We start from the raw sequence: 26,995 nt of genomic DNA on the forward strand, positions 1-26,995 counted from the left end.
GGGGGGGGGGCCATTACGGGGCCCCCCACCCCACGAAGAAAAACAACCATCACCCAATGGAGCGATCATCGCACTAAAGGGCACTACTACAAATGATGGAGGATCTGGATGACGGAGACCCTTGTGGAAACCTCCCCACGGTGGGGATGTGAGCACCTGATCGAGCGGATCTTGATCCCAGCGGATGTGCTGCAACGCCGGATCGCCGAACTGGGGGAGCAGATCTCTCGGGATTATGTCGGTAAAGATCTAGTGCTGGTTTGTGTGCTGAAGGGCGGGGTGATGTTCCTAACGGATCTCATGCGCCACATCACGGTTCCCCATGAGGTCGATTTCATGGCGATCGCCAGTTACGGAGTAGGCGCCCGTCAGTCCACAGGGGTGGTGCGCATCCTGATGGATCTCCAAACGAATATTGAGGGTCGCCATGTCCTGATCGTGGAGGATATCGTGGATAGCGGGCGGACCTTAGATCATATCCTGCGGCTGCTCTGGACCCGTAACCCGGCCACTTTACGAGTCTGCGCGCTACTCGATAAGAAGGCCCGTCGTGAAATCGCTGTCCCCCTGGATTATGTGGGTTTCGAAATCCCCAATGTCTTCGTGTTCGGATATGGGCTGGACCTGGATGAGAAGTTTCGGAATGTCCCCTTCATTGCGGTGTTAAAGACCGAGGCCATAGAGCTCCTCGAGACCTCTAGGGGGCCTTCGTGAGCCGTTTCATCTCCGGAAAGACTTAAGAGGAATCGGCAATGCAGGAGGAATCTCCCAAGTCGGAAGATGTGTTTCGACAGCTCGGGATCTTCCTACGGGTCTTCGCTGTCTGGTGGTGGGGGGCTTTCCGGGGACTGGGATGCGCAGGGAAAATCATACTCGTCACCGCCAGTCTGGTCGCGTTGGGCGTTCTATATGTTGGACCGCTGATCCTTTGTAGCGCCCCTCTGGCCGTTTTGAGCTCGCTTTCCGAACGCGGCGCATCTCCGACCCCGCTCTCCATTTCGGCTTCGGTGCCTACGGCCACAGTTATCCACACGCCTTCTGTGCCCCAGCTGGCCCGCACGGAGAGTCCGATCCTGATGTCCACCACCACCTCCACGCTTGCCCCAGGGCCTACATCCACCGCTTCGTCTGCGCCAGCTCCGTCGCCAACGCCTTCCTCGACCACCACTCCCACTCGGATCCCAACCGCGACGCCCACCCGCATCCCCCGACCGACGGCCACCTGGACACCGGAGATTCGCTCCGATGACCTGCGAGCGATCCCCGGGGCGGAGTGCCTGCCGCCGGGGCGCGCGGTGATCTCCGCCCAACTGGTCCGGGTGATCGACGGGGACACCATCGACGTGGCCATCGGAGGCCAAACCTTCCGGGTCCGCTACATCGGGATCAACACCCCCGAGCGGGGCCAGCCCTTCTATGCCGAGGCGGCCGCAGCGAACCGACGCCTGGTGGCGGGGAAGACGCTCCTTTTGGTGCCGGACGTCTCGGAGACCGACCGCTACGGGCGGCTGCTGCGCTACGTGATCGCGGGGGATGTTTTCGTGAACCTGGCGCTGGTGCGGGAGGGGTATGCGGCGGCGATGACTGTCCCGCCGGATGTCTCCTGCGCGGAGGCCTTCCGGGCGGCGGAGGCCGAGGCCCGGGCGGCGGGGCGGGGGCTGTGGGGGCTGCCAACCCCGACGCCCACGGCGGTGGCCCTTCCCACCCCGACGGCGGCGCCATCGGGCGGGAACTGCCATCCGGCCTATCCGACCGTTTGCATCCCGCCTCCGCCGCCGGACTTGGATTGCGCGGACATCCCTTATCGGAACTTCCCGGTGGACCACCGGTATGGGGATCCCCATCGGTTCGATGGGGATGGGGATGGAATCGGGTGCGAAAGGTAGGGCTAGGGAGACGGAAGCGCTTTAGAGGATGCGATCCAAGGGCTCGAATTCTCCAGGCGTTGCAGAAGCATATGTGTGGTACAAGAAGTGCCTTCCCAAGCCACGAGGTGGTGGTCACTCCAAGTGCTTCCTGGGGTGCGGGCCGCCGGAGGCGGTCTGCACCCCAGGAAGAAACCGATCTCTCCGTGTGGCCTTGCCACATGAGGAGGGGAAAAGGGTGGGGCAATTCCTCTCACCATGTAGCCCCTTTAAGTTTTCGACGCTTGGAGATCATCAACCCCTGAAAGGGGTGATTACCCCCGAGGCGGCGCAGGGAAAAACAGGATTTCCGTGGGACGCGGATAGCTTCCGCCTCGCATGAACGTGCCCATAAGATCAAGCGACAGCGGATGTGGAACTCCGAAAGCTTCATGTGAAATCGATGCTGGACGAATCCCCCACATTGAACCGCCGGAACCGTCCGCCCACATACGCATCACGTCCGATGAGAGACTGTTCCAGGACAGCGTTCACAATACGCGCTCCGCTGTCCACGATGGAATCCCGGATAATGGCGTTCTCGATGAAGCAGCCGTCCGCGATCGTGGCATAGGGGCCGATCACCGCGTGCCGCACGTGGGCGCTGGGGGAGACAAAGACCGGCGGGATGATCACCACGCCCTCCCGTCGAGCCTCTTGGGAGTTGTCGTGACCATGGGAAAGAAGATACCGATTGGTCTCCAGCACCGCCTCAGGCGTCCCGCAATCGACCCACACGTTCACTTCCCGCACCCGCAGTCGTTGGCCGTATTCCAAAAAGATGTTCAGAGCATCGGTGAGGAAATACTCGCCCCGCGTGCGAATGCCTCGGGCCATGAGTTCCTCGCAGGCCTTCACCAAAAGGGGGCCGTTGCGGATGTAATACATTCCGATCACCGCGAGGCGGTTCTCCAGGCTGGTCGGCTTCTCCACAAATCGGGAGACATATCCCCGCGCGTCCAGTTCCACCACGCCGAAACGCCGGGGATCTTCCACCTCTTTTACGAAGGCGATGCCGTCCATATCCGAGGCATCAAGGTTCTGCAGGTCGGCTTCGAAGAGGGTATCCGCGAAAATAATCACGATCGGACCATCGATGTAATCCCGAGCCAGCCAGAGGGCGTGGGCTTGTCCAAGGAGCTCCTTTTGCTCGACATAGCGGGCGGGAAGCCGATAGGTGCTATCCACATAGTGTTGGATCTGATCGCCCAGGTAACCCACGATGAAGATGTACTCCTCCGGATTCAGAGCCGCCAGCTTTTCCAGGATGTAGCCTAGGAAAGGCTTGCCGGCCACGTTGATCAGCGGCTTCGGCTTGCTGTAGGTATGGGGCCGTAGTCGGGTTCCAAATCCGGCCACCGGGATCACCGCCTTCATCGCTCCCTCCGGGTATCAATATTTAAGAGTCCATCACCTCCATTATAGAAACCTGGAACCCAAAGGGCTATGTATGGGAAGGGTTCCCCGTTCAGAGCTTGCGGAGGAAGTCGAAAGGGCTCGCCTCCAAACCCCCCAAATCCAATCCGGAAGAAGCATTGCTATCTTGTTCTCTCTGGTATAATAGCTTCGGCATCTGAGCGGGAGGTAGGCCCCATGAGCCCGAAGCGTGAGACCTATACTGTGGAGATCGCTGGGTTGATCCGGCATCTTCCGTTGTTTGAGATCGCCCCCGGCGTGCGGATCGCGATCTTCAACATGCTCGGGGATACCGAGGTGGTGCTGGCGGCGGCCAAGGAGCTGGCGAAGCGCATTCCAAAGGAGGCCGAGGTCATCGTTACCCCTGAGGCCAAAGCGATTCCCTTGGCCTATCAGCTCTCCATTGAAACCGGCCTGCCCTATGTGATCCTGCGCAAAAGCTACAAGCCCTATATGGGCGAGGCCCTGAGCGCGGAGACCCTCTCGATCACCACCGGGCAGCCTCAGACCCTGTATCTGGACGAGAAGGATATCGAACTGGTCCACGGGCGCAAGGTGGTGCTGGTGGATGATGTGATCTCCACCGGATCGACCTTGCAAGCGATGCGTCTGTTGATGAATAAGGCTGGCGCGATTGTGATCGCGGAGGCAGCGGTGTTCACAGAGGGGGAGCGGGCCAAGTGGCGTCACATCATCTCCCTGGGGCACCTTCCCATTTTCACCAATAACGCGAAGAAGGGATGAGACAACGCAATCGATTGACGAACAAGGGGCTATAAGGGACGGGGAGGGTGGGGTGAAAATATCCGCCATGAGGCGGGCCAGACGCAAACCGACGTTCAAGCGTCCTGTTCTGGATGGCCTGTCTCCAAAATCTTCCAGGGGATTCGCATTCCGCGCCAAGGGTGGAGGAACTCATGTTGCTCATCCGTTATCCATATGTGCGCTGGTTGATCGCCTTTCTCATCCTCGTCTGGCTGGGGATTTGGATCGGGCTCCGGCCGCAGGGGCCGGCTCTGATCGGCCTGATCTTGGCCCTGGTGGCCACCGTTCTAGCTTGGATCAACCCGCCGGGGATCTATTCCTGGCTGATCACCCCAACCTGTCCTCAGTGTGCTGGTCGCCTTCGCTGGTCCGTGATCCAGCCGGACGAACATGATCCTTACCTAGAGGAAATCCGGGTGGCCTGCGTCCGCTGTGGGTGGAGCCGGATAGAATTTCGAAACATGGTGGGGCCGTTAGGTGCGGGGCCAACTTATCCGGAATAAGGCATGGGGCGGAGACCGCCGGAGGTCCGTTTGCTGGAAAGCACACTCTTTCCGCTCCCAGCTGGTTGTGCACCCTGGCATGCAGGCGTGGGTTTTCTCACCAGGGCTTAGGGAGCTGGGCTCCTAAGCTATGGAAGCCAGGGGCCTTATCCCCCCATCCTATGAGCCGTCGGAGGCACATTCGGATCTCCGGAGGTCGGGATGGTTTTTGTCGAGCTGGGTTTGATCTTTATAGGCCTTGCCCTCCTCTATCGCGCAGCCCATCGTTTGGGATTCTCCCCCATTCCCTTGATGCTCATGGCCGGCCTAGCTTTCGGGGAGGGAGGTCTTGCCTCATTACGTTTCAGCGAATCTTTTGTCCAGACCACGGCCGAAATCGGAATCCTGCTCCTGCTTTTCATGCTGGGGCTGGAATACAGCGGGCAGGAGCTACGAGAGGCCCTCCAGACCCATCTCCCAGACGCTCTTGTGGATGCTCTGCTGAATTTCCTTCCCGGTTTCGTGCTGGCGATCGGGCTGGGATGGGAGCTGCCCCTGGCCCTGCTGATGGGCGGTGCGACCCTGATCACTTCCTCTGGGATTCTTGCCCATCTGATCGCCGAGTTGGGGTGGGAGGAGCGGTCGGAGGCCCGTATTGCTGTCTCGCTATCGATCATGGAGGATGTGCTGATTGCCCTTTTGCTCCCTCCTGCCGCCATATTGTTATTTCGTGCTGAGGGGGCTTGGCTTGGCCCCTTGCTTTTGAGTGTGCTTTTGGCGACAGGTGCGCTGTGGTTTGCCATCCGTTTCGGCCAGGCTCTCACCCGCGCAATCAATCATGAAAGCGACGGGGTTCTTTTGCTTTCCCTCTTCGGATTGGCTCTTTTGGCAGGAGGGATTGCTTATCTGCTGCAGATCCCGACGGCGATCGGCGGGTTCCTGTTGGGGCTCTCGGTCTCCGACCCCGTGAAAGAGCGAGCGCGGCGGTTGATCGGGCCGGTGCGGGATCTCTCAGCTGCTATCTTCTTCCTCACACTGGGCCTGCGCCTGGATCCGTCGCTGTTGCCGCCGGTGCTGCCCCTAGCCGGGGGCCTGGCTCTGATCACTGGGGTGACGAAGGGGATAACCGGATGGTGGGCGGCCCGACGGCAAGGGCTGGGCCGATGGGGCCGCTGGCGAACGGGGGCGCTGCTGGTCGCTCGGGGAGAGCTCTCCGGGGTGATCGCCGGCCTGGTCGTCCAGGCCCAGCCGTCCGCTTCCTTTGCTCCTCTTGTGGCTGCCTACGTGCTGCTCAGCGCCTTTGTTGGGCCGCTTCTGGTTCGCCTGCTGCCTAAAGCGGAGCCCTGAGGCTCAAAGGCTGCAGGGGCAGGTCACTTGGGATGTTGAGGGCCGCCGAAGGCGGCCCTCAACATCCCAAAGATCTCCAAGGTCTATAAGCCGCAAAGACCAATCCGTCGCTTCAATAGAAGCGCTCGATCGGCCATCCCCGTTGTTGGGCTAGCCGCCTCAGGCGGGGGTCTGGATTCACGGCGACCGGATGGCCAACTCGCAATAGGAGATACCGATCAGTGTAACTGTCGGAGTAGAAATAGCTGCGGGAGAGATCCACCCTATGCTCCGCCGCATAGCGTTCCACCCAATAAACCTTGCCCGGGCCGTAGCAGGGAGGCTCCACCACCCGTCCGGTGAGACGTCCGTCCACAACCTCCAGGCGGGTGCATAAGTAATCCGGGACTCCTAAGGCCTCCGCCAGGGGGCACACGACGTATTCTGTGGCGGCGGAAACCAGAGCCAGGCGATGCCCCTGGGCGCGGTGCCAGGCGATCCGCTCCACGGCCCCCGGAGCGATATAGGGCCGCACCCATTCCTCAAACCAGCGGCGGGTCTCTTCCCGGAAAGCCTTCTCGTCAGCGCCGGCGATCATTGCTGTCAGCTTGGCGCTGGCTCGAGGGAATTCCAATAGCCCCAGATAGTAGCGCAGCGCCAGCCAGACGAACGTCCACCAGAGCGACCAAGTCATGCGGCCGCTTCGACGCAGATAGCGCACCCACTGTCTTCCCGAGCTCACGGAGAGGACAGTGTAATCCACATCGAAGAAGGCAGCGATCGCGGGCTCCTGATCCATCGCTCGTCCCCGTGCCATCTCTCGGGGCCTGTTAGAATCCTCGTGCCTCCCGCCAGAGCCGGTCAAGCTCCGGGATGCGCGCCTGCTCTCGCTCCCAATATTCCGGATCCAGCTGGGCGTCCAGCTCCTCTACGGTTTTCCCTTGTTGCTCGACCCAGGTGAAGTATTTCAAGTTATGCCACCGGCGTCGGTTCTCCTGTGTCCCCTCCTGGATCCAGTCCAGCCCCTGGCCGTGGAAGATATGGACCAGACGCACCGTGGCCTCGGTTTCATCCATCGGCCCGTACTGCTGGGTGAGCTCGGCCATCACCGATCGATAGCGTTCGATGTTATCGGTGGCCACGGTGACGATGAGGTCCTTCGGCCCGAAGCGGTAAAACTTCGCCGTTTTGATGGCTCCCAACACATTGGCGATCCCGCTGATGCCGAAGATCTGAGCGAGGCGCTCGATCTGGGCCTCCGGAACTCCCCAGCGGGCCAGCACTTTCCAGCCGGGCTCCTCGGTCAGCAGTTGCAAGCCCTTCTTACACGAGAGATCGTCAATGCACATCAAGGCGTCCATGTTCATGACGTGATGGATCCAGGTGACGTGTTTGTCCCCGATCCCCTGGATGTCGTGGACCCCGTAGCCGTTCATATACAGCGTGGGACACTGGATGGGCTCCAGGCCCACGACCCGACAGGTCGGCCAGAGCTGTTTGAGACGATCGCCCGCGCCGATCGTCCCGGCCGAGCCCATCGCCGACACGAAAGCGGCAACCCGGCCGTTTCCGACCCCTTGGTTCTGAAGTTGCGCCGCCAGCTCGACGATGGTGTTGCCGGTCACGTGGTAGTGAAAACGATAGTTCCCGAATTCGCTGAACTGATTCAGGATCCGCACGCGGGGATCGGCGGCAGCCAACTCCCTGCATTTGTCGTAGATTTCCTTCACGTTGCTTTCGGAGCCGGGGGTTTTGATCACTCGGGCGCCGTAAGCGGCAATGCGCTCGAAGCGCTCCCGGCTCATCCCCTCGGGGAGGATCACCACCCCCTCAAACCCCATCCGCCCTCCGACCCAGGCCCCACCGATCCCATAGTTCCCGGTCGAGGGCCAGACCAGCATGTGCTCCCCTGGCCGTAGGCCTTCTGAGAGAACTTTCTCCATCAGGATCGAATAAGCGGCCCCGACCTTATGGGAGCCGGTGGGGAAATCCTTGGAGTAGATCACCGCAATGGGGGCCTCCACCCCGGTGAGCGCTGGAGGCAAGACCTCATAATAAATCCGGCCGGCTGGATCGCGCCAGGTGATGTTGAAGAGGTTATAGGGATCAAGAGGATCCTGCTCGCGGGCCGCAAGGGCCCGGGTGCGGACTTCCGGGGGCTGATGCGATGGATCCAACATCTCCTCGAATGTGGGGCCGAAGAAAGGCAGACGCATCGGAAACCTCCGGCAGGGCTTTTGGGTATGAGCTTATGGATATCATAATTCAAATCGCTGCCCGTGCGCAGCCCGTGGTCCTTGTTCGGGTTGGAAAAGAAAGCCGGTCGGAGAGCCCAGAGAGATCCCAAGCTTGTGGTTGTGATGGAGCGCTTAAGCGCCCTTCTCGGAAGGGAACTGTCCGGGCGTTCGCCCTATGCCTCCCGAACAAGCGGCATACACTCCAAAGATCCGATAGAATTAAAGCGCCATGACGCTTAAAGGGTGCTCCTCGGCGGGTGGCCCTCCTGGGCCATCGCTCGGCGTCTTAGGAGGCGCGCCCTCCCAGAGATGTCGGACATCGCTCGTTTCTCCTATAATGCCCAATCGAGGGTTTGGCGGCCTCAGGAGTCTTCAAAATGAGCTCTTTTCAGGATAAGGCTATTCAGATGAATATGGGGGCTCAGAGGGGCGGATTAGGAGGACGGCTGTTGGAAGTGCAGCGCCCGACCTCGGAGCGTATTGGCCGGTGGCTTCTACGCCAGTGGATCTGGATCTTCCTGGCCGGATATGGGCTTTTTGTCGGCCTCCCCTGGCTGGCACCGATCCTGATGCATCTCGGATGGGAGATGCCTGGGCGATGGCTTTATGATCTCTACAGTCTCTTCTGCCATCAGCTGCCCCAACGCTCCCTTTTCCTCTTCGGGCCCAAACCGATGTATTCGCTGAGCGAGATCCGCCAGGTCTGGCCGTATGAGGACCCGCTGCAGCTGCGGGCTTTTGTTGGCAATCCGGCTTTCGGATACAAAGTGGCTTGGTCTGATCGCATGATCTCCATGTATACCAGCCTTTGGGTCACAGCCCTGTTCTACGCATTCAATGGACGCCGCTGGCGCCCGCTCCCTGTGGGCGCTTTCATCCTCCTGGCCCTCCCGATGGCCGTGGATGGGACCTCCCATTTCATCAACGATCTGCTTTATGGGATCGGCGAGCGTGGATTTCGCTACGACAACGCATGGCTCGTGCTGTTGACCGGAGGACGCCTGCCCTCGTGGTTCTATGTGGGGGATGCCATCGGCTCCTTCAACTCATGGATGCGATGGATCACGGGGGTGCTTTTCGGGAGCGGGTTGGGAGGCCTGGCGCTGCCGTATATGGAGGCGGCCATCCGAGCCATTTTAGAGGAGCAGGAGGGGGTTTAGGATGCATCGCAACGCCCCTTCGACTCGAGCGCTTTTGCGGGTTCTGACCGTAGGTCCCCTGGCCACCAATTGTTACATCGTCGCCTGTCCGGAAACCCGGGAGGCGGTAATCATCGATCCGGGCTGGGATGCCCAGCAGATCCTCGCAGTGGTTCGTACGCTGGATCTGAAAGTACGTTACGTGGTCAACACCCATGCGCACTGGGATCACATCGGGGCGAACGGGGCAGTGATCTCCGCCACCGGCGCTCAGCTGGCCCTTCACCCTGGGGATCTGCCGCTCCTGCGGGCGAAGGGGGGCGCGGACTGGTGGGCGATCCCTGTGCCGCCCAGCCCGCCGCCCGATCTGGAGCTGGCGGATGGGGAGACCTTAAGCGTGGGAACCTTGCAGTTCCATGTGCTGTTCACGCCCGGACACACGCCGGGGCATATCTCGCTCTACGAGCCGGAGATGGGCGCGGTGTTCGATGGCGATGTCCTCTTCGCCCGTGGCATCGGCCGTACCGATCTGCCCGGGGGGAATTATGAGACGCTGATGCGCAGCATCCGGGAGAAATTGCTTTCCCTGCCTGATGAAACGCGGGTCTATCCCGGGCACGGCTCCTGGACCACCATTGGTGAGGAACGCGTGGCCAATCCCTTCCTGGTGGAGGATTTTTAAGGGGATCGGGCCAGGCATGGGCTAAGGTTCAAGGCGCGAAGGGAGGTGTTTCTCATGGGGACTCTATGACGATCAGGCTATCGGCCACAATGGAGCCATCGGGCTGTTCAAAGCCAGATATATAAACCTCGAGGCCGACCTCTGGGACCCCGATCACGGCCGTGGTAGGCAACACAAACACCCGCCGTCCATCTACCCGATATCCATCGGAAAACACCTCCTGGATCATCCCCTCCCATTCTCCCTCCGCCTCTGGGCGGCGCAGCACCTCTATAGACTCGGCGAGGATCGATCCATCGGGGGCGCGGGAACCGATCACGGTCACGTAAATTCCGGGCGGAAGGGGGCCTTCCGAGAGGCTTTCCGAAGAGACCTGGATGCGATGGCCCGCCACCTGATAACCTCCGGGGATGACCGCCTCGATGGGGCCCTCCAGGGTGAGCACCTCTTCTATCGATTCCGACGGAGTGTTCCTCACAGCTGGGGAAGGGGAGGGCGCCTGGGGCAGGCGGAGAGGCTGCCCCTCGCCTTGAGTGGGGACAGGAGCACCTTTCCCAGGTGAGGTGCATCCGAGGATCCCGGATGCCAATGCGATCAGCAAGCTGATCGTGATCCTCCGAAGGCGCATGCGCGTTGCCTCCATGTCGTTCCAGCGGCGAAATATGGGGCGATGCCTCAAAGGCCCACCGCCCTATTCTATACTTTCGTGATCGTTATAAGCGGACGATCTGCTTCGTCCAGGTCTCCTGCCGGTCTTGGCATTCCTCTCCCTGCAGCCCCCTGTGCTGTAGGGAGAGGAATGCGCGGTGGAGAGGCCGACCCTCCTCCACCGCGTATCCCCGAAACGCAAAGGGCCAAGACATTGCGAACAGGGAGACCGGGCCTATGGCCGTCGAGGGGGCCGAGGGCCATGGTCCATCCCAGGGGGAGTTGGCTTCGGAGCTTTGGGGGAGCGAGCGATCACAGTGCGGGCCAGCCAGCTCCCATCGGGGTTGCCGATCGCCCGGGCGGTCACGATATCCCCTGGTTGGAGATCCGCCAGGGTGGCCTTCGGATGACCCACCACCCGAATGCGGGTCTGCGCATCGGTCAGCAGCCGGACCACCTCCCCATCTCGGGTCTGGATCACGAGGGTGGTTCCTTCCACCCCCTGGAGCGTGCCGCGGAACAACCGGTGAGGGCGATGGGAGACCACGCGGCCGGCCAGGAACGTGCCCTCCACAAAGTGGCCGATCACGGTAACCGGATAGCCCACACCCAAATCCGACCAGGTGGGCGAGATCACCCCGGTGACGTGCAGGCGTGTGTGCGTTGTCCACTCCACCGAGATCGTCTCACCGACACGCGTTTTCACTTCCATCCTCTGCGCCGCCGCATCGATCCGCTCGATGGTCCCATGGCGGACCTGAGTGGGACCACGGATGATGACCCACTGGGCCTCCAAGGATTTCCCTTCTTCCAGCCAACGACCGTGGACCGTCGCCCGATCCCCCACCCGCACGTCGCTTAGATCCGGCCGCACAAAGCCAGGAACGTGAAAGCGGGTCCCTTCGCGGATCTGAACTGTGAGGTCGCCCCAGCGCTCTGTCCGAAGCGTTAACGACTCCGTGGCGATCGCGGTGATTGTTCCTCGCGCCAGGACGGGGCGCCCGGGTTGGGGTGTCGGAGTGGGCGAGGGCTCCTGGGCCCATGCGGTCCCCACAGCGAAGAACATTCCGCTGAGCAGCAGAAGCCAGAAACCGATCCGACGCATCGCACGCCTCCTTTTCGACCATTTGGACCAGTGCAGGGTTTGGGAGCCTCTCTGCGAACCAGCTCCTATCATGGATAACGGGCTTGAGGGCCCCGAGTTATGCGCGTCTCCAAAACGCCGGGGCCGATCATGGGGGAATATGCTGAGCGAGGGAGACACGACGGGGCGAGCGCCCCGCAGGATTCTCGGTGCAGGTCAATTGAAGGCCCAGAGGACTTCAAGCGCCGATGGGAAATCGGCCTTCCGAGGCGCTGTATGCCGGGCGTCCGTCTACACGGACACAGTATCCGGTCGGCATCGGCCAACCGCTAGCCAAAGGTCCATGGAGGCTGACTTCAGTCGATGCGAAGAGGTCGGGGGGTGAAGAGGATCATTTATAGATCGAAGGAGCCCGGATCCCACAGGACGTACTGCCAGGCTTATGGCCAACTGGACACTACCTGGGAATATAAACCGGAGACTGTCTGCCCGAATACCGTAAGGGCGATCAGGACGATCAGGGCGATGAGCAAAAGCAATAGGGCATATTCCACCAGACCCTGCCCTTTTTCTCTTTGATAGCATCCCATGCTTGCCCCTTGTGCGATGGATTGAATTCCGCCTCAAGGGCTGAACGCTTCGTCCCGGCGCTGAGGTGTTCAATGATTGGAATTGAGAACGGTTTCAGGGGCGGGGCCGGGCACTTTCAGCGCCCAGCCCCACCCTTAGAACCTTACGAGGAGATTCACGGCATAGCTTTTGAAAATTGTAGTGGCTTTGATCAAGCTCGCTTTTAGGACTTTAGTCCTGGGTTGCGATGTGGGGAAGGCTTGCTGTCTATGTCAGACGTAACCCATCTTCTAAGATCAGGCCGGTGATGTAGGAGCGTGGGACGAATTCGAACCACGGGATCTCGCTGCCGGGAAGCGATGGGGGTTCCTGACGGGTTGGGTGGGGACCGGCCCAGGGAGGCCATTGTTTCTCCGAGGTGGCCACCACAAAGAACGGGCGCTGAAACGCCCGGGCCATGACCGCCAGGGTCAGGGTTCCGATTTTGTTCACGATCCCCTCCTCCTCCCAGGCGTCCGCCCCAACCAAGACCAGGTCCACGCGGGGGATCCAATGCGCTGCCGCGAAATCGGGGAGGAGGACGGCGGTGTGTCCCATCGCCGCCACCTCTTCGGACATCTGATGGCCCTCCCCGCCGGGCTCCGCGATCGGACAGATCACCTGAAGCCATCGGCCCCTCTGGGCCGCAAGGGCGAGGGTTCGGGCGACCATACCGCTCCGCGAGTGGATCATGATCACCCGTGCCGAGCGGAGCAATGAGGCGGCGTGCCGGGCGGCTGCACGCTCGTGGGTTTCGAGGCGGCGCTGGAAGGTCTGGATGGCGGCGACCAACGCCGCTCGGGCAGCTGGGACCGCGGAGGCTCCCTGCACCGCCTGGCGGGCTGCCTCGATCAGATGGAGCAACGGCGCCATGTCCGGATGCGCTTCCCGTAGAGCCTGAAGCAACCCATCCAGCTCCATCAGGAAACTCGTCAGCTGCCCCTCCGGATAGCTCTGAGCCCACCGCTCCACGAGGGCGGCTGCTTGATGGGCCAAGGCCATCGCGCCTGAGCTTCGGTCCTCTCGATAAGCTTTGAGCGCCTCCTGCCAATCCGCGAGCTCCATGGGGAACCGTGCTCCCTGTAGGAGGTTGGCGATTGTGGACACCGTGGCTTTCATCCGATACGATAGCATCATAGATACCAGGCGCGCCAATCCATTTGGGGGCTTTCGGCGGGGGAAGAGTGGAGAGATCCCCCACCGGACCCCCAAGGCGAAAAAGCAGTAGTAGGCGCTTTCAGTGCCGATGCGTTCACCTTGGAGGTAGGGGAACCAATGGCCTCGAACTGGCTCTTTGAAAAGCTCGCCCCGTGGTATGACCGCTTGTTCCGCTTTGTGGATCTCGGACCGCTTTCGGAACACCTGGGGCTTCCAGCGGATGGGCGGCTGCTGGATCTCGGCGGGGGAACCGGACGGGTGGCCCGCGCCTTATGGCGCCAGGTCCGGGCGACGGTTGTGGTGGACGCTGCGTGGGGGATGCTTCAGGTGGCCCGGCGCTCGCCGGAACTGCTTCTCGTTCAGGCCTTGGCGGAGCGCCTCCCTTTCGCCGATTCCACCTTCGACCGGATCTTGATCGTCGATGCCCTGCATCATTTCATTGATGCTGAGACGGCGATCCGGGAGGCGGCGCGGGTGCTCCGACCGGGGGGGAGGCTGGTCATTGAAGAGCCGGATATCACGCGCTGGCTGGTGAAGGCGATCGCTTGGATGGAGCGGCTGCTTAGGCTGCGCAGCCGGTTCTTGCCGGGAGAGAGCATCCAGGAGGTTATGAGGTCCGCCGGTCTGCAGGTGCGCCAGTACACAGACCCCCGATTCTTCCAGCTCTGGGTCGTCGGTCATAAGGCGGAGCGCCGGCCCGAAGGTTAAGTACGTATCATGGCCCGGTCCATCGGCTCAACGGGCTACGCCGGCCATGGGCGCCCACAAGGGGTGTCCCTCCCCCCGGTCTCCGCGCTATCGCACAATGATCCGGCGGCGAACCAGGGTATACCACTCCCCGATCCCGTCGAAGCGGTCTGCCGGCGAATAGAATAGCCCTCCCACCTGGATCCCGGAGATCCGCTCATCCACGGCAAAGGTGTAAACCGGGTAGAACAACAAGATCGCCGGGACTTTCTCCTGGAACAGCTCCTGAAAGCGCCAATAAAGCTCCCGACGGCGAACGATGTCCATGGTCCGACGGGCTTCCTCGATGACCTCGCTGATGTCCCGATCCCGGAACCCACCGTAGTTTTGCCCGGAATCCGCCTGGGTCTCATGCCAGAAGGGATAGGGATCAGGATCCCCCGGCACCATCAGCTCAACCAGCGCGGCGTCGAAGCGATGGGGGGCCAGGACCTGCTCGACCAGATCCCCTGGGATGGGTTCCACGTCCACCGCGACTCCAATCGCCCGCCACTGCCGCGCGATTTCCTGAGCGATCAGCTCATGGAACCCATCAGCACTCGCGGCCAGCCGGAACCGCAATGTCAGATCGCCTTTCTGGCGCACTGTTCCGCCTTCAGGGATCACCCAACCCCGCGCCTCCAGCAGGGCTCGGGCTTTCTCTGGATCGTACGGGATCGCTCGAAGCTGCGGGTGATGCGCCCAGTTTCCGGGCGGAATCGGACTGTCAGCGATCACACCTTGGCCGGATAGGAACTGATCGATCAAGCGCTGCCGATCTAAGGCAAGCCAGAGGGCCTCCCGCACTTCCCGATCGCGGAACAGCGGCGAGGCATGATTCAACAGGATCGCCTGATAGCTGGAAAGCAGCGCCGAGAATAAGTTCAGGGAAGGAAGGGCGCGGATCTGATCGAGATCTAAGGGAGAGATGCGGGCGATCCCCTGGACCTCCCCTGCGCGATAGGCCAGAAGGGCCGTTCGAGTATCCGGGAAAATACGGAACTCCACTCGCTCCAGCAACGGCGGCCCTCGGAAATATGAAGGGTTCGCGGAAAGGACGACCCGTTGGATCCGCCCCTCCTCAACATGCACGCCAATCACCCGATAGGGGCCGGTACCGATCGGATTCAGGGCGAATGGGTGCGTGCTCAGCTGAGCTGGCGGGACATCGCGCAGGAGATGGGCAGGCAGGATCCCGAAGGTCAGGAGATCAGGAAAGAGCGCTAACGGCTCCGGCAGCCGGAACTGCACGGTCAAGCTGTTCACCGGAACGACCTCGATGGATTGCCAAAGGCGCGCGCGCTCAGGAGGGCCCGGGATCTCCGGCGACTGCAACAGACGCACAGCGAACAGAACATCGTCCGCTGTCAGCGGGGCTCCATCGTGCCAGCGGACGTTCGGGCGTAGATAGAACGTATATCGCAATCCATCCTCGGAAACCTCCCAGCGTTGGGCGAGATCCCCCACGGGCAATCCCCGCTCGTCGAACCGGACCAGGGCGTTAAAGATCAAGCGGGTGATATCGGCTTCTGGATCTCCCAGCTGGATCTGGAGCGGATTCAAGGTGGCGATCGGACCGATGATCGCTTCCACATAGCGCCCCCCTCGGGCCGGGACAGTTTCCACGCCCGCCCGCAAGGCCAGGGAGATCATCAATACCCCCAGGCTGAGCGCTGTGAGGAGCACAAGGATTAACGGGAGATACAACCCACAAGCCAAAGTAGGATAACGTGGACGAGTAACCATCGTTCGATCTCTTCACGCTCTGTGTTGAATGAGATGAACAAAGGGTCTTGTGGATGCAGACAACCTAACCCCTGGGATCCCCGCAAGGGGTGCCCTACCCCTTGCGGGGTGGCCCCTGTGACACGGAAAGGGTGTGGAAGGGCAGGCCTTGTGTCTGCCCCTAGCCCAGCAAAAGATCGTCCCCATGGAAGATCAACCATCCCGCCACGGCTTTTCAAAGTTCTAACAAAGACGGCATAACCGTGAGGAAAGGGGTGGCCCCTCCCCTTTTTCGGGGGCTGGGCCGGGGGCCGAAGGCCCCCGAAAACCCCAAATTGAAAGCAGTATCTTGCCAACGTTAGAACATTGAAAAGCTCTGCCATCCCGCAGGAGGGGGAAAACCCTTGCGGGGGCGGAGAGGATGCTGGAGCCGGACTCCCCCGCCCCCAAAATTCCCCACGAAGTAAAGAGACGGTTAACCGATGGGGGTCCCAGTCACGATCACATTCGCCACGGCCAGGAGTAGGAAGAGGACCGCTAGGAAGATCGTGAGGTTAAAGACGGTGCGCTCCAGCCCTCGACGCTTTCGGGGCACCCCCACATCTCCTAACCCAAAGACCCCTCCCAGCTGGGAAGATCCAGCTTGAAGCAGAATGATGGCGATCAACGCGATCGCTAGCAAGATCTGTGCGATATTCAGGGCAGTGATCACGCTCCTTTCCTCCGAATCAGGGTTCCTGTTCATGATAACCCAAGGGGCTATCCGGGTGCTTCTCCCACCGAACAGGCGGGGCTCACGCCGTCGGCCTCGAGGGGAGTTCAGCGGCCCTCCCCTCCGGTGATTGGGGGCGGCGCCATGGGCCTTGGGCGCCCCAGCTTAACCCCCTATGGGGTTTCCCTCGGGGTTTAGGGTAATCCATTTTCTCTCGTGGGCTCCGAGCGACACTATTCCTAACCCCACAAAGTAGCTTCTCATCCCGGCGACCCTGTGGGTCGCTGCAAACGACAGAGGTAGTCTCCCAACTCGTAGCGGCGAGCGTTCGATTCGTGGAATTTTCTGCAAGGGATGAGACACTTACATATCCTGCCTCTCACAGAAAATTCCATCTTCGCAACAAGGCAAATCCAAAGCATGGAAAATGGGCATTAAATAAATTATATCCCAATCTTTGGCCCTTTTCACAACGAAGGGAAACAAGCTTGCTTACGCAATTCTTACGCCGGCCCCATAAGATCATGGGTGGCCTCTTAAGGATCGCTGCCGAAGGGAGACGCGTGGGATCACGCGCCAGCTGCCGCGTCCGGGTAGGTTGTGCCCCTGATTGCCGCTTCCCCGCCTGAGTGGGCCTCGCCTTGTCCAAGTGAGGAGTAGCGCGGTTCCAAGACCGTGAGAAGCGGCCGAAGGGTCCTCCCCCACGGCCTGAGGGCTGTGGGGAGGGAAGGCATGCGGAAACCGATGAAAGGGCCTTGGGTTTGGCTTCTCGCATGATGTTCCCTCCGGCCGTCCTTTTGCATTGCCATACGGGGCTCGCGAAGACTCCACCTGATGGAATGACCCGAGGCCCTGGACTCCGGATAACCGGTTCGTTCGATCCGGTAGGGGTCTTTCGGGGAAAAGGTCACTTCCAGCAACTCCGCTTCCCTCCAAGCGATTAGGGAGCGTCACGATGCTGGAGGGCTGTGGGGAGGCTGGACGGGCGGTCCTCGGCACTCTCCCCAGCCCCCCAAACGATGTTCCCTCCTCGCTTCCCCACGGTCCAGGGATCGTGGGGAGGGGGAGCGGGGGCATAGCCCTTTCGCTCTGCCCATGCGGCTCTCAACAGCGCCAGTCCTGCTGGGAATCCTGAAAGGGAGGAGAGCGATGCGGACATGGCAACGATCTTCCTACACGCGGAATGTCCGGCTCTTCCTCATCGCTTTGGCGCTGCACGGGTTGAGCAGCGCCATCTACGGGCTCTGGCTGAATTTGCATCTCCTGGACCTGGGATATTCTCGGGGGCTCATGGGCATGCTGAACGCCCTGCCTTCCGCCATCGCTCTGGGGATCGGTCTGCCGGCCGGATGGTGGGCGGATCGCGTTGGCCGTCGACCGATGTTGATCATCGGAGGTCTCCTGATGGCGATCGGGACGGTCGGGGTCGGTTTGGGGATCTCCCCGCTGGGGGTGGGCCTTGGGGTCGGCCTCATCGGGGCCGGATACAACCTTTTCTTTACCGTCTATGCTCCGTTCCTGACCGAGAATGCATCTGGGATGGAGCGCACCCGTCTGTTCGCTCTTTCCTCCGCCCTTTTGTTCTGGGCGGGGTTTTTAGGTGAGTGGATCGGCGGGGCGCTTCCCGATCTCTTTCGGGCCTTCGGGCCAGTGGGCCCCACGACTTACGCTGGGCCGATCCTGTTCACCGCGCTCTTGGACTTCCTGGCCGTGCTCCCCCTGCTCGGGATCCGGGAGGTCCCACGCGCGTCATCTCGGAATCAGCCGGCCGGATGGCGGAAACCGGCCCTGGAGGGCCCCGTTGCCCTCATGGCCATCCCCAACCTGTTGCTGGGCGGGGGCGCCGCGTTGAGCATTCCCTTCTTGAATGTTTACTTCCACGAGCGCTATCAGCTGGATGATCAGACATTGGGCGTTCTATTCGCCATGACCTCGGCGGCCACCGGGTTTGCCACCCTGCTGGCTCCAGCGATCGCCCAATGGATCGGCCGGATTGCGACGATCGCACTGACCCAGGGGCTCTCCATCGGGTTCCTGATCGGCATGGCGCTTACAGACCAAGCCCATCTGGCCGCGCTGGCCATGGTGCTCCGGGGCGCATTGATGAACATGGCCTCTCCCCTCTATACGGAGTTCTGTATGGAGCAGGTTCCGGCAACCGGACGAGCCGCCGTCAGCGGGATCCTGAACTTGACCTGGGAGGCCGGGTGGATGATCGGCGCGGCCCTCTCGGGCTTCCTCCAGCTCCAATATGGGCTGGTTTCGATGCTCCTAGCGACCGCGGTGTTGTATGGAGTGGGGACCCTCTATCAATACCTGGCGTTCGCGCCCCGCGATCGGATGGCGGTCGCTTGCGGGCAGCAGGTTTTCCGAAAGCCAGTTTCCTAGTGCTTTGTCGCAAAGATGAGCCTTTAAAGAAGATTTTCCGTGTGGGGCGGGCCGCATAAGCAGCCCGCCCACACAGAAATCCCACGGGCGACCTCTGTTCACAACAGAGCAAATTTGGGGTTTGGGGGGTCTGGGCCGGGGGCCTTTGGCCCAGACCCCCCAAATTTTTCTCCCCCCTCCCCACGGCCCTTTGGGCCGCGGGGAGGGGAGATCCATGGGGGTGGGGCCGTTGGCCCCCACCATCCCATATTCTCAAAATGAAGCACTAGCAAACCCCGCTTGGCCCAAGGCCGTGTCACCGTGTTTATCTCTTATTCTCTTCTGGACATGCCCCAGGCAACCGCGGTAAAATGGCAACAAAGTCAGGAACTCCGGCTTCGACCTCATCCCCGTGAGAGCCCCTTAAAGGGAGGGCGGTTGAGGGAACCAGGGCGCAGGCTGTTCGGATGGGGCGAAGGACCTGGGACGGGGAGTCTGGGGAGGCTCTTGGACCCTGGCGAAGGGGGCCCGGATGGTGATCGATCAATTTGGACGACACATCCGCTATCTGCGGATCTCCTTAACGGATCGCTGTAATCTCCGCTGCGTGTATTGCATGCCGGAGAAGATGGTCTTCCTCCCTCGGGAAGAGCTCCTCACCGATGATGAGTTGATCCGACTGGCCCGCCTGTTCGCGGAATTGGGGTTCGATAAAATCCGCCTCACCGGCGGCGAGCCCACTGTCCGTCCGAACCTGGTGGAAATAGTGGCTCGCATGGCCGCCCTCCCGGGGATCCGGGAGATCTCCATGACCACGAACGGCCTGCGCTTGAAAGACCTCGCCGAGCCTCTGGCCCGCGCGGGCCTCAAACGGGTGAACGTCAGCCTCGACACTTTGGATCCGGAGAAATTCCGCCGCATCACCCGCTGGGGCCGGCTGGAGGAGGTGTGGGAGGGGATCCTGGCCGCGGAGGCCGCCGGGCTCACCCCGATCAAACTGAACGCGGTGGTGGTGCGGGGTTACAACGATCAAGATATTGTGGACCTCGCCGCCCTGACCATTGCTCGCCCCTGGCAGGTTCGTTTCATTGAAGTGATGCCCTTCGCGGATGTGGCTCCCTTCGCCCAGCAGGTGATCGTCTCCACCTCGGAGATGATCCAGACCCTGGAGGGGGAGTTCGGGCCGCTGGAGCCGCTCAACGACGGCCACTTGGACGGCGAGGCCCGGGTCTACCGCATCCGGGGGGCTGTTGGATCTGTGGGGTTCATCAGCCCGGTCAGCGAGCCCTTCTGCGCCCAGTGTAATCGAGTGCGCTTGACGGCAGAGGGCCGGCTTCGCCTGTGCCTGTTGCGGGACGACGAGGTGGATCTGCGCGAACCCCTGCGGGCCGGCGCAAGCGATGAGGAGCTTAAGGCGCTGATTCGCGCTGCCATCTGGCGCAAACCATGGGGCCACGGCCTCCCGGAGGGTGTCGTGCCGATGGCCCGGGTGATGAGCCAGATCGGCGGATGAGGCTCCCCTAGGGCATGACCTCTATCACCATCACCGGTTGCCAGGGGGGCTCCCCCTCTTCCCCGGGAGCGATCTCCAGCGGATAGCGGCCGGGCGCGCACGGCATCGGCAGCCCGTGGCGCGTCCGCCACCGTTCCCCAGGCCCCCACGCCATCTCCGGCTGAGCCGGGTTCCATGGTGCGGTCATGCGGACTTCTCCAATGCGAAAGCTTAATCGCGTTGAGGGCGGAGCTCCTTCCACCCGCCACCAGAGGGCGAGGACAAGGGGCTGGCATGCCCGAGGCGTCCCCTCGAGGTCGATATGGGTCAGCGCCAGCCCGGGCCATCGCGCCCGCGGCGGTTCTTCCCATCGTGGATCGTGATAGGGCGTCTGGGGTGGGGCCAGGTTTACCGGATTCAGCAGCGCGTCCAGCCAAACCTGGTCGCCTCGGTAAACCACGAGGCGGGGCCGATAGCGGCCCGGCGGGATACCGACATGCGCCTCGACGGCATAGCGCGCCAGGACGACCCTCGGCCATGGCCAGCGGGAGGTGTCCCACGTTTCGCCCCCAAGGGCTGCATCCCACTGACCCCATAGGGTGCCATCCTCTCGCTCCAGACGAAGCGACGCTCTCAATCCAGCCGGAAGGGGTCCTGTGGTCTGCCATCCGGCGATCACGGGAACTGGGCGGTCCGCCGGGAGGGTTCCCCCCGGAAGCCCGTAGCCGAGCCAAATCAAGTTGGGGCCGATGGGTTGGCCAGGGTGGCCGAAAAGGGCAGAGGGCTCCTCCGGCAGCGGTCGGAATTCCCCCCAGAGAAAATGTCGAACCCGGATCCCGCCGGCGAACGTGAGGGTCTCGATCTCGTCCCCGATCCAGTCCAGGGCCGCGGCGACCCCCTGGGCCGGATCGTTGATCTCATCTCCCCATTGCACCAGCCAGGCCCCCTGCGTGCCCGCGAGCGTCCGGTTTAGGGTGGGAGCGATCGCTTCGTAATCCAATATGTGCCGCACATCGACCACCGGATCAGCGGGCAGGGGGATCGGCGCGGTGGTTCGGGCGTAGGCCTGATAGGCAGGGAGGGCAAAGCCGCTCACCAGCACCACGGCTTCCCCAGGGCCCCGACGGGCTTCCACCGTCTGCACCGCGCTCCGCCAATCGTCCTTGGTCTGCTCCGGGTGGCCCAGGATCCAGCTCCAAGCGGGCAAGCCCCAGAGGCTCCATGTTAGAAGGGCGATGGGGGCTGCTCTGTCGATTCGGTGGATGGTGGCTGCCCAACCGATGGCCACGATCAACCAAAACCCCAAGGTCGCCCCGATGAAATAATGGGGATGGAACTTGGGGCTCGTATATAAAAGGCCCAGGCCAACGGCCAAAGGGAGCAGAGCGAGCAGAAGGAACAGGCGACGTGCGGCCGGATGCCGCACCCCCAGGCTCAGGCCAAGCCCTGTCGCCACTGCCCCGGCCGCTACGCTGAGGTTCCAAGGGGATCCCGGTGGAGGGAGGAACCCCGCCATGCGGATCTGCAGCCCCTGGGCCTGCCAGAGCTCCAACAACGTCCGGCCGACATCCAGGGTTCCGGGCCAGAACGCCCCCTGGGTCCGCCCCACCCACAGGGCGTGGATGGCCCCAGGGATCGCTCCGATCAGGAGGATGGCCCCCCAGGGGATCCTGGAGGGCCACCGTCGAAGCCCGAGGAGCAGGACCCCCGGGACCATCCAAAGCATCGCGTAGTGGGTGTAGATCCCAGCGAGAGCAGCGATGAGAACGAGGTGGGGATGGCCCCGAGCGACCCCGAAGAGAACCAGGGCGGTCCAGAGTCCAAGGGCCGCGTACATCCGGGCCTCGCGCGATTCCCAGATCCAGAAGGGGAGGGTGGCGGCCAGGGCGAGCCCCACTGCTTGAGCGACCCGGGATCGTCCGATGCGAGCGGCGGTGGCGGCGAACAGGGCCACCGTCAGCGTCCCGGCCATCGCCGAGGGAAAGCGAACGGCGAATTCGGAGGATCCGGCGAGGGCCATCCAGAGCCGGAGGGCGAGATAAAAGAGCGGCGGATGGGCTTCCAGGGGCTGCCACACTTGCGTATGGGCTAGATGGACGCTGAAGGCCTCGTCATACCACAGGCTGGGCGCGCCCAGTCGGTAGACACGCAGGCCGAAAGCCAACCCGAGGAGCGCGAGGTTGAGCCCGATCCATCCCCTCCGTTTCATCCTCTACCTCCTTGGGCGCAGGGCTTCGAAGACCTGCTCCACTTGGGCGGCGATGCGTTCCCAAGCGAAGTGCTCCGCCAGCGCCCGTGCACCTGTTTCGAGCCGAGAGCGCAACGCCGGGTCTCTTAGAACGTTGCGGATGGCGGTCGCGAGGGCCCCTGGATCCTCCGGGGGAACCAGCAGAATGTTTTCTCCATCCCGGAGCTCTGGGATCGGCACGCGGGGGATGGTGCTGATCACCGCTCGCCCATGGGCTAAGGCGGCCATCAGCGTCCCCCGCCGGAACGAGACCCCATCCCGATAGGGCAATGCGCAGAGATCCACGGCCGCGAACGAAAGGGAGATCTCCTCCGACGGGCGATAACCGGTTTCCCAGATATGTTCCTGTAATCCCAACTCAACGATCCGCCGGCGGCACCGGGCCGCGTAATCGTTCTGAGAGGGGTCGCTGGGCGCCACCGTCGCCCCGATGTGCACCAGGCCTAAGGGCACTCCCTCACGGATGAGCGCGGCGACGGCCTCCAATAACACATCGAAACCTTTCGATGGGTGGAGGAACCCGAAGAAGCCGACCAGCGGGCGATCAAGTGGGAAGCTCAGGCGACGTCGGGATTCCTCGGCCCTGGGAAGATCCATGGGCGGCTGGATGTTGCTCCCGATGGGGACACGCCAGAGAGGGCGGATCCCCACGGCGCGCAGCGTGGCCTCATCCTCATGGTTGGTGACGATCACCCCATCCGCGCTTCGGGCAAGGAAGCGGACGCTCCATTCCCGGAGCGGGCCAGCTTTGGGGAACAAATAAGGGACGCGCAGGTCATGGAAAGTGACCACAATCGGCGTCGCTTTCAGCCACAAGCGGGCGATCGCCGGCCACAGGTTCATCGCCCCTCCCAGTCCGTAGGCCGCCGCCTGATATTGGAGCAGCACGCCATCCGGGCGCCAGGCTCGCAGGGAGCGTCCCAGGGCCAACCAGGCTGCCGCATCCCAGCGACGGATGACCCGGAAGACCGGAACGGGGGAACCCGCATCCTCTCCACCGCGGCGGTCGGTCCACACCGCCACCACGTGTCCCCGGGCTTGGAGGGCCCGGGCCAGCTCGCGGGTGTAATCGCCCACGCCGCCGGGGAGCGGCGGATACTCGCCCGTGATCAGCGCCAGGCGCACCGAAACTTTGCCTCCTGTGATAGGTCTGCCGGATGAATTTTAATCGCCTTTCACCCGATGAACATGAGAGTCCCATAGAGTGAGAGAGCGACCAACAATCGGGCGAACTCCCGAAGGGTGCCTCCCTGTCTCTATGCAGGGATGCAAGGGTTCGAGGAAAAGCGCGTGTTGTGGTATAAAAAAACCAGCGCATCCGTTCCCTTATAATTCATTCGATCCTTCGAGGCACTATGCGGCTCTCAGTGATCATCCCGGTGTATAACGAGCGGGCCACGATCCAGGAGATTCTCAGACAGGTCCGGGCGGTGGGCCTGGCGGACGAGATCATCGTAGTGGACGATGGCTCCACCGATGGGACTCGGGAGATCCTCCAGGAGGAAGCCCGGAACGGAGACATCCGGGTGATCTTCCATGAGCGGAACATGGGGAAAGGGGCGGCGGTGCGGACCGGTATCGCCCACGCCACAGGGGACATTTTGCTGATTCAGGATGCCGATTTGGAATACGATCCCCGGGATTACCCCCAGCTGATCCGCCCGATCCTGGAGGGGCGGGCGGCGGTGGTTTACGGCTCCCGCTTCCTGGGTCCACGCAAAGCGATGCTCTTTTGGCATATGATTGGCAACAAGTTTCTGACGCTGATAACCAATCTGCTTTACGATGCCATCCTGAGCGATATGGAAACCGGCTATAAGGTCTTCCGGGCGGAGGTCGTGCGGGGGATCCCGTTGCGGGCCCGGGGGTTTGAATTCGAACCGGAGATCACGGCGAAAATCCTCAAGCGTGGTTACCGGATCTTCGAAGTCCCCATCTCCTACTACGGCCGAGAGTTCAAAGAGGGGAAGAAAATCCGCCCGATCCGCGATGGTCTGAAGGCCCTCTGGACACTAATCAAGTATCGCTTCGTGGATTAGCGGGTTGCGCTTACCTATGGCCATGTCCGCTTCTCCCCATGAAGAAGCCCAACTGATCGCGGCGGCCCAATCCGGGGACCTGGAGGCATTCAACGAGCTCATCCGTCGATATCAGGATCGCCTCTATCACATCGCATATCGCATCATGGGTGATCACGATTCGGCCGCGGATGCAATGCAGGAAGCCCTGATCGCCGCCTTCCGGGGGATCCGTAAGTTCCGAGGAGGGTCCTTCCGGGCGTGGCTCACCCGCATCGTCACCAACGCATGTTACGACGAGCTTCGCCGGCGACGGCGTCGTCCCCAGTCCTCCCTGGAGGCGCTGTTCGTGGTGGATCAGAGCCCGGAGGCGGAGATGATCCTCCCGCCGGTGGAGGGACCGGAGTTTTATGCGGAGCGCCAGGAGCTGGCGGATCTGCTCCACCGGGCGATCCAGTGCCTCCCGGAGGATCAACGAGCGGTCCTGGTGCTCTCCGACATTGAGGGGTATTCCTACGAGGAGATCGCGGAGATCCTCCAGGTGCCGGTGGGAACCGTCAAGTCCCGCCTGAGCCGGGCCCGGATGCGGGTCCGTGATTTCCTGCTGGCCCATCGGGAACTTCTGCCCGGAAGGTTACGTCCTTCTTAAAGGGGGATCTCTGGTGGTTTAGGAGGCAGAGCGCATACGCTCAGCGATCCACGTGGTCCGTTTCCTGTGGGAGGAGTTCGCCCGAGATCCGCCGTTGCTGAGACTTTTCGTCGGACTGGAGAACACGGGGTTCTTGGGGAGGAGGATGTTGCGCTTTCGGCTGAAGGTGGATGAACATCGATGGGTTCAGGATCGCCTTTCCCTTTACCTGGATGGCTACCTGGACCCCCAGGAGCGGGCGCGGGTGGAGGCGCACCTGCGTGCATGTGCGACGTGCGCTCGCTCATGGGAGACGCTGCGATGGACGGTCCAGGCCCTCCGGGCCCTGCCGTCGGTTCGGGCCCCTCGCCCGTTCACGCTGCGGCCGGAGGAGGTCGCCCGGGTGCCGCAGCCGGCCGGATGGCTCCGGCGGGCGGCGTGGGCGATGGCCGCGGCGCTGATCCTGGCGTTGGGCTTGGATCTGATCCTGGCCATGGGACCGGCGATGGTGCCGGCGGCGCGGGGGCCAGCGATGACGCCGGCTGGGGTTCCAGGGATCGAGGCCGAACCGAAAGCGCTGCGCGGCTTAGAATCCCAAGCGACGAGCCCTGCTCCAACTCCGGCTCCGATGTTCGGATTGGCCGTCCCTTCCGCCACGCCCACGGCAACGGCTCCAGGGCCTGCGCCTGAGGAGGCTGTACCTCCATCCGCCCCGGCCTTTGCCATCCCTCCGCTGCGGGTCCTGGAGCTCTTGCTACTGCTGGGGGTCATCGGATTGCTGGCTCTGGATCGATGGCGGGGCGGACATCCCCCTCGCCCAGGGTGATTTCTCTCCGATGAAAAGAGAGGGCCCTCACAGGCCTGATGACAGGCCCGCGCGGTTTCTTCCCCGTCGCTGCTGCGAGATATCCGGTAAGATATTCTCTGGAGGTGGGCGTTCTATGCATCGGGCGATCATCGTTGATTTCGGGGGGGTGCTGGTGCGCACAGAGGATCCCGCGCCCCGCGAGATCCTGGCGCGAGAGCTGGGGATGACCATCGAGGATCTAGAGGCCTTGATCTTCGCCAGCGATCTCTCCCTGCGGGCCCAGCGGGGAGAGCTCCCGGAGCCTGCGTTCTGGCAGGCGATTGGGGAGCGCCTGAGGATCTACGATGTGGAAGAGATCCAACGGCTGCGCCAACGGTTCTTCGCTGGGGATCGCCTGAACGAACCCCTGGTGGAAGCCCTGCGCCGGTGGCGGGGCCAGGTCGCCCTGGGATTGATCAGCAACGCCTGGTCCGGATTGCGAGGGGTCCTAAAGCGCTTAAACCTGTTGGAGCTCTTCGAGGCGGTGGTGATCTCCGCCGAGGTGGGCCTCTTGAAGCCCGATCCGAGGATCTACCAGCTGGCCCTGGAGCGCCTCGGGTGGGAGCCCGAGGCGGCGGCCTTCGTGGACGATCTGCCAGAGAACGTGCGGGCCGCTCAGGAGCTGGGCCTTTATGGAATCCATTTCCGCGATACATCTGAGGCGCTCGGGCGATTGGAGGAATGGTTGAACGGCCGTCGATGATCCGCCTCGCGATGAACCTTTGTTTGTAGTGCTTCATTCAGGAGAGATTTTCTGTGAGGGGTGGGCCGCGGAAGCGGCC

The 26,995-nt window shown here is 62.3% G+C and carries 24 protein-coding genes; 14 read left to right on the forward strand and 10 right to left on the reverse strand.

What is annotated here, in order from left to right:
- Positions 1–108: 108 nt before the first annotated feature.
- Both hpt and ACFMO5_RS08305 read left to right on the forward strand, forming a co-directional pair.
- Positions 109–714, forward strand: coding sequence for a hypoxanthine phosphoribosyltransferase (gene hpt, locus ACFMO5_RS08300; RefSeq protein WP_376792280.1), 606 nt, complete (start codon positions 109–111; stop codon positions 712–714).
- 38 nt (positions 715–752) lie between these two features.
- Positions 753–1,886: a thermonuclease family protein gene (locus ACFMO5_RS08305; RefSeq protein ID WP_376792281.1), complete on the forward strand. Its 1,134-nt coding sequence runs from the start codon at positions 753–755 to the stop codon at positions 1,884–1,886.
- A 408-nt stretch (positions 1,887–2,294) separates the two neighbouring features.
- Here ACFMO5_RS08305 and ACFMO5_RS08310 read toward each other — a convergent pair whose 3' ends face one another.
- Positions 2,295–3,281 (reverse strand): sugar phosphate nucleotidyltransferase, encoded by a 987-nt coding sequence (locus ACFMO5_RS08310; protein ID WP_376792282.1) that lies wholly within the window; start codon positions 3,279–3,281, stop codon positions 2,295–2,297.
- Positions 3,282–3,497: 216 nt separating this feature from the next.
- Between ACFMO5_RS08310 and ACFMO5_RS08315 the strand changes: the two genes are divergently transcribed.
- The 3 genes from ACFMO5_RS08315 (at position 3,498) to ACFMO5_RS08325 (ending at position 5,914) form a co-directional block, all read left to right on the forward strand.
- Positions 3,498–4,064 (forward strand): phosphoribosyltransferase family protein, encoded by a 567-nt coding sequence (locus ACFMO5_RS08315; RefSeq protein WP_376792283.1) that lies wholly within the window; start codon positions 3,498–3,500, stop codon positions 4,062–4,064.
- A gap of 173 nt (positions 4,065–4,237) precedes the next feature.
- Entirely contained in the window at positions 4,238–4,588 is a 351-nt protein-coding gene (locus ACFMO5_RS08320) for a hypothetical protein (protein WP_376792284.1), read from the forward strand.
- 201 nt (positions 4,589–4,789) lie between these two features.
- Complete coding sequence (locus ACFMO5_RS08325) at positions 4,790–5,914, forward strand: cation:proton antiporter (RefSeq protein ID WP_376792285.1); 1,125 nt, start codon at positions 4,790–4,792, stop codon at positions 5,912–5,914.
- A gap of 112 nt (positions 5,915–6,026) precedes the next feature.
- On the opposite strand, the gene ACFMO5_RS08330 is transcribed toward ACFMO5_RS08325, so the two are convergent.
- Together ACFMO5_RS08330 and ACFMO5_RS08335 are read right to left on the reverse strand one after the other, a co-directional pair.
- Positions 6,027–6,710 carry an HAD family hydrolase gene (locus tag ACFMO5_RS08330; RefSeq protein ID WP_376792286.1) on the reverse strand — a complete coding sequence of 228 codons (684 nt, stop codon included), beginning with the start codon at positions 6,708–6,710 and terminating at the stop codon, positions 6,027–6,029.
- Between the two features lie 13 nt (positions 6,711–6,723).
- Complete coding sequence (locus tag ACFMO5_RS08335; protein ID WP_376792287.1) at positions 6,724–8,109, reverse strand: PLP-dependent cysteine synthase family protein; 1,386 nt, start codon at positions 8,107–8,109, stop codon at positions 6,724–6,726.
- A 476-nt stretch (positions 8,110–8,585) separates the two neighbouring features.
- On the opposite strand from ACFMO5_RS08335, the gene ACFMO5_RS08340 reads away from it, so the two are divergent.
- Positions 8,586–9,290 (forward strand): DUF2085 domain-containing protein, encoded by a 705-nt coding sequence (locus ACFMO5_RS08340; protein WP_376792303.1) that lies wholly within the window; start codon positions 8,586–8,588, stop codon positions 9,288–9,290.
- 1 nt (position 9,291) lies between these two features.
- Positions 9,292–9,951 (forward strand): MBL fold metallo-hydrolase, encoded by a 660-nt coding sequence (locus ACFMO5_RS08345; protein ID WP_376792288.1) that lies wholly within the window; start codon positions 9,292–9,294, stop codon positions 9,949–9,951.
- A 52-nt stretch (positions 9,952–10,003) separates the two neighbouring features.
- Here the strand turns inward: ACFMO5_RS08345 and ACFMO5_RS08350 are convergent, their stop codons facing one another.
- The 3 genes from ACFMO5_RS08350 to ACFMO5_RS08360 all read right to left on the reverse strand — a co-directional run bounded on the left by ACFMO5_RS08350 (position 10,004) and on the right by ACFMO5_RS08360 (position 13,357).
- The gene (locus ACFMO5_RS08350; protein ID WP_376792289.1) at positions 10,004–10,579 is read right to left on the reverse strand and encodes a DUF5666 domain-containing protein; all 576 of its coding nucleotides are present in this window, start codon (positions 10,577–10,579) and stop codon (positions 10,004–10,006) included.
- A gap of 255 nt (positions 10,580–10,834) precedes the next feature.
- Positions 10,835–11,704, reverse strand: a complete 870-nt coding sequence (locus ACFMO5_RS08355) for a DUF5666 domain-containing protein (RefSeq protein WP_376792290.1) — start codon at positions 11,702–11,704, stop codon at positions 10,835–10,837.
- Between the two features lie 816 nt (positions 11,705–12,520).
- Positions 12,521–13,357, reverse strand: a complete 837-nt coding sequence (locus ACFMO5_RS08360) for a hypothetical protein (RefSeq protein ID WP_376792291.1) — start codon at positions 13,355–13,357, stop codon at positions 12,521–12,523.
- A 210-nt stretch (positions 13,358–13,567) separates the two neighbouring features.
- On the opposite strand from ACFMO5_RS08360, the gene ACFMO5_RS08365 reads away from it, so the two are divergent.
- Positions 13,568–14,158, forward strand: coding sequence for a class I SAM-dependent methyltransferase (locus ACFMO5_RS08365; RefSeq protein WP_376792292.1), 591 nt, complete (start codon positions 13,568–13,570; stop codon positions 14,156–14,158).
- 87 nt (positions 14,159–14,245) lie between these two features.
- Here the strand turns inward: ACFMO5_RS08365 and ACFMO5_RS08370 are convergent, their stop codons facing one another.
- Positions 14,246–15,922: a peptide ABC transporter substrate-binding protein gene (locus ACFMO5_RS08370; RefSeq protein ID WP_376792293.1), complete on the reverse strand. Its 1,677-nt coding sequence runs from the start codon at positions 15,920–15,922 to the stop codon at positions 14,246–14,248.
- A 454-nt stretch (positions 15,923–16,376) separates the two neighbouring features.
- On the reverse strand, positions 16,377–16,613 hold the full coding sequence (secG, locus tag ACFMO5_RS08375; RefSeq protein ID WP_376792294.1) for a preprotein translocase subunit SecG: 237 nt from the start codon (positions 16,611–16,613) through the stop codon (positions 16,377–16,379).
- A 1,149-nt stretch (positions 16,614–17,762) separates the two neighbouring features.
- On the opposite strand from secG, the gene ACFMO5_RS08380 reads away from it, so the two are divergent.
- Together ACFMO5_RS08380 and moaA are read left to right on the forward strand one after the other, a co-directional pair.
- Entirely contained in the window at positions 17,763–19,001 is a 1,239-nt protein-coding gene (locus tag ACFMO5_RS08380) for an MFS transporter (RefSeq protein WP_376792295.1), read from the forward strand.
- 511 nt (positions 19,002–19,512) lie between these two features.
- A complete protein-coding gene (gene moaA, locus ACFMO5_RS08385) occupies positions 19,513–20,493 on the forward strand; it encodes a GTP 3',8-cyclase MoaA (protein ID WP_376792296.1) in 981 nt (326 codons plus the stop codon).
- A gap of 7 nt (positions 20,494–20,500) precedes the next feature.
- On the opposite strand, the gene ACFMO5_RS08390 is transcribed toward moaA, so the two are convergent.
- Together ACFMO5_RS08390 and ACFMO5_RS08395 are read right to left on the reverse strand one after the other, a co-directional pair.
- Positions 20,501–22,681 (reverse strand): glycosyltransferase family 39 protein, encoded by a 2,181-nt coding sequence (locus ACFMO5_RS08390; protein ID WP_376792297.1) that lies wholly within the window; start codon positions 22,679–22,681, stop codon positions 20,501–20,503.
- A gap of 3 nt (positions 22,682–22,684) precedes the next feature.
- The gene (locus ACFMO5_RS08395; protein ID WP_376792298.1) at positions 22,685–23,845 is read right to left on the reverse strand and encodes a glycosyltransferase; all 1,161 of its coding nucleotides are present in this window, start codon (positions 23,843–23,845) and stop codon (positions 22,685–22,687) included.
- Positions 23,846–24,075: 230 nt separating this feature from the next.
- On the opposite strand from ACFMO5_RS08395, the gene ACFMO5_RS08400 reads away from it, so the two are divergent.
- From ACFMO5_RS08400 to ACFMO5_RS08415, 4 genes are all read left to right on the forward strand, one after another.
- Complete coding sequence (locus tag ACFMO5_RS08400; RefSeq protein ID WP_376792299.1) at positions 24,076–24,759, forward strand: glycosyltransferase family 2 protein; 684 nt, start codon at positions 24,076–24,078, stop codon at positions 24,757–24,759.
- Positions 24,760–24,763: 4 nt separating this feature from the next.
- Positions 24,764–25,387 carry an RNA polymerase sigma factor gene (locus ACFMO5_RS08405; RefSeq protein WP_376792300.1) on the forward strand — a complete coding sequence of 208 codons (624 nt, stop codon included), beginning with the start codon at positions 24,764–24,766 and terminating at the stop codon, positions 25,385–25,387.
- 145 nt (positions 25,388–25,532) lie between these two features.
- Positions 25,533–26,192: a zf-HC2 domain-containing protein gene (locus ACFMO5_RS08410; RefSeq protein WP_376792301.1), complete on the forward strand. Its 660-nt coding sequence runs from the start codon at positions 25,533–25,535 to the stop codon at positions 26,190–26,192.
- Positions 26,193–26,307: 115 nt separating this feature from the next.
- Positions 26,308–26,916 carry an HAD family hydrolase gene (locus ACFMO5_RS08415; RefSeq protein ID WP_376792302.1) on the forward strand — a complete coding sequence of 203 codons (609 nt, stop codon included), beginning with the start codon at positions 26,308–26,310 and terminating at the stop codon, positions 26,914–26,916.
- Positions 26,917–26,995: the final 79 nt, after the last annotated feature.

The organism is Thermoflexus sp., assembly GCF_042408365.1.
In the GTDB taxonomy this organism is placed as follows: domain Bacteria; phylum Chloroflexota; class Anaerolineae; order Thermoflexales; family Thermoflexaceae; genus Thermoflexus.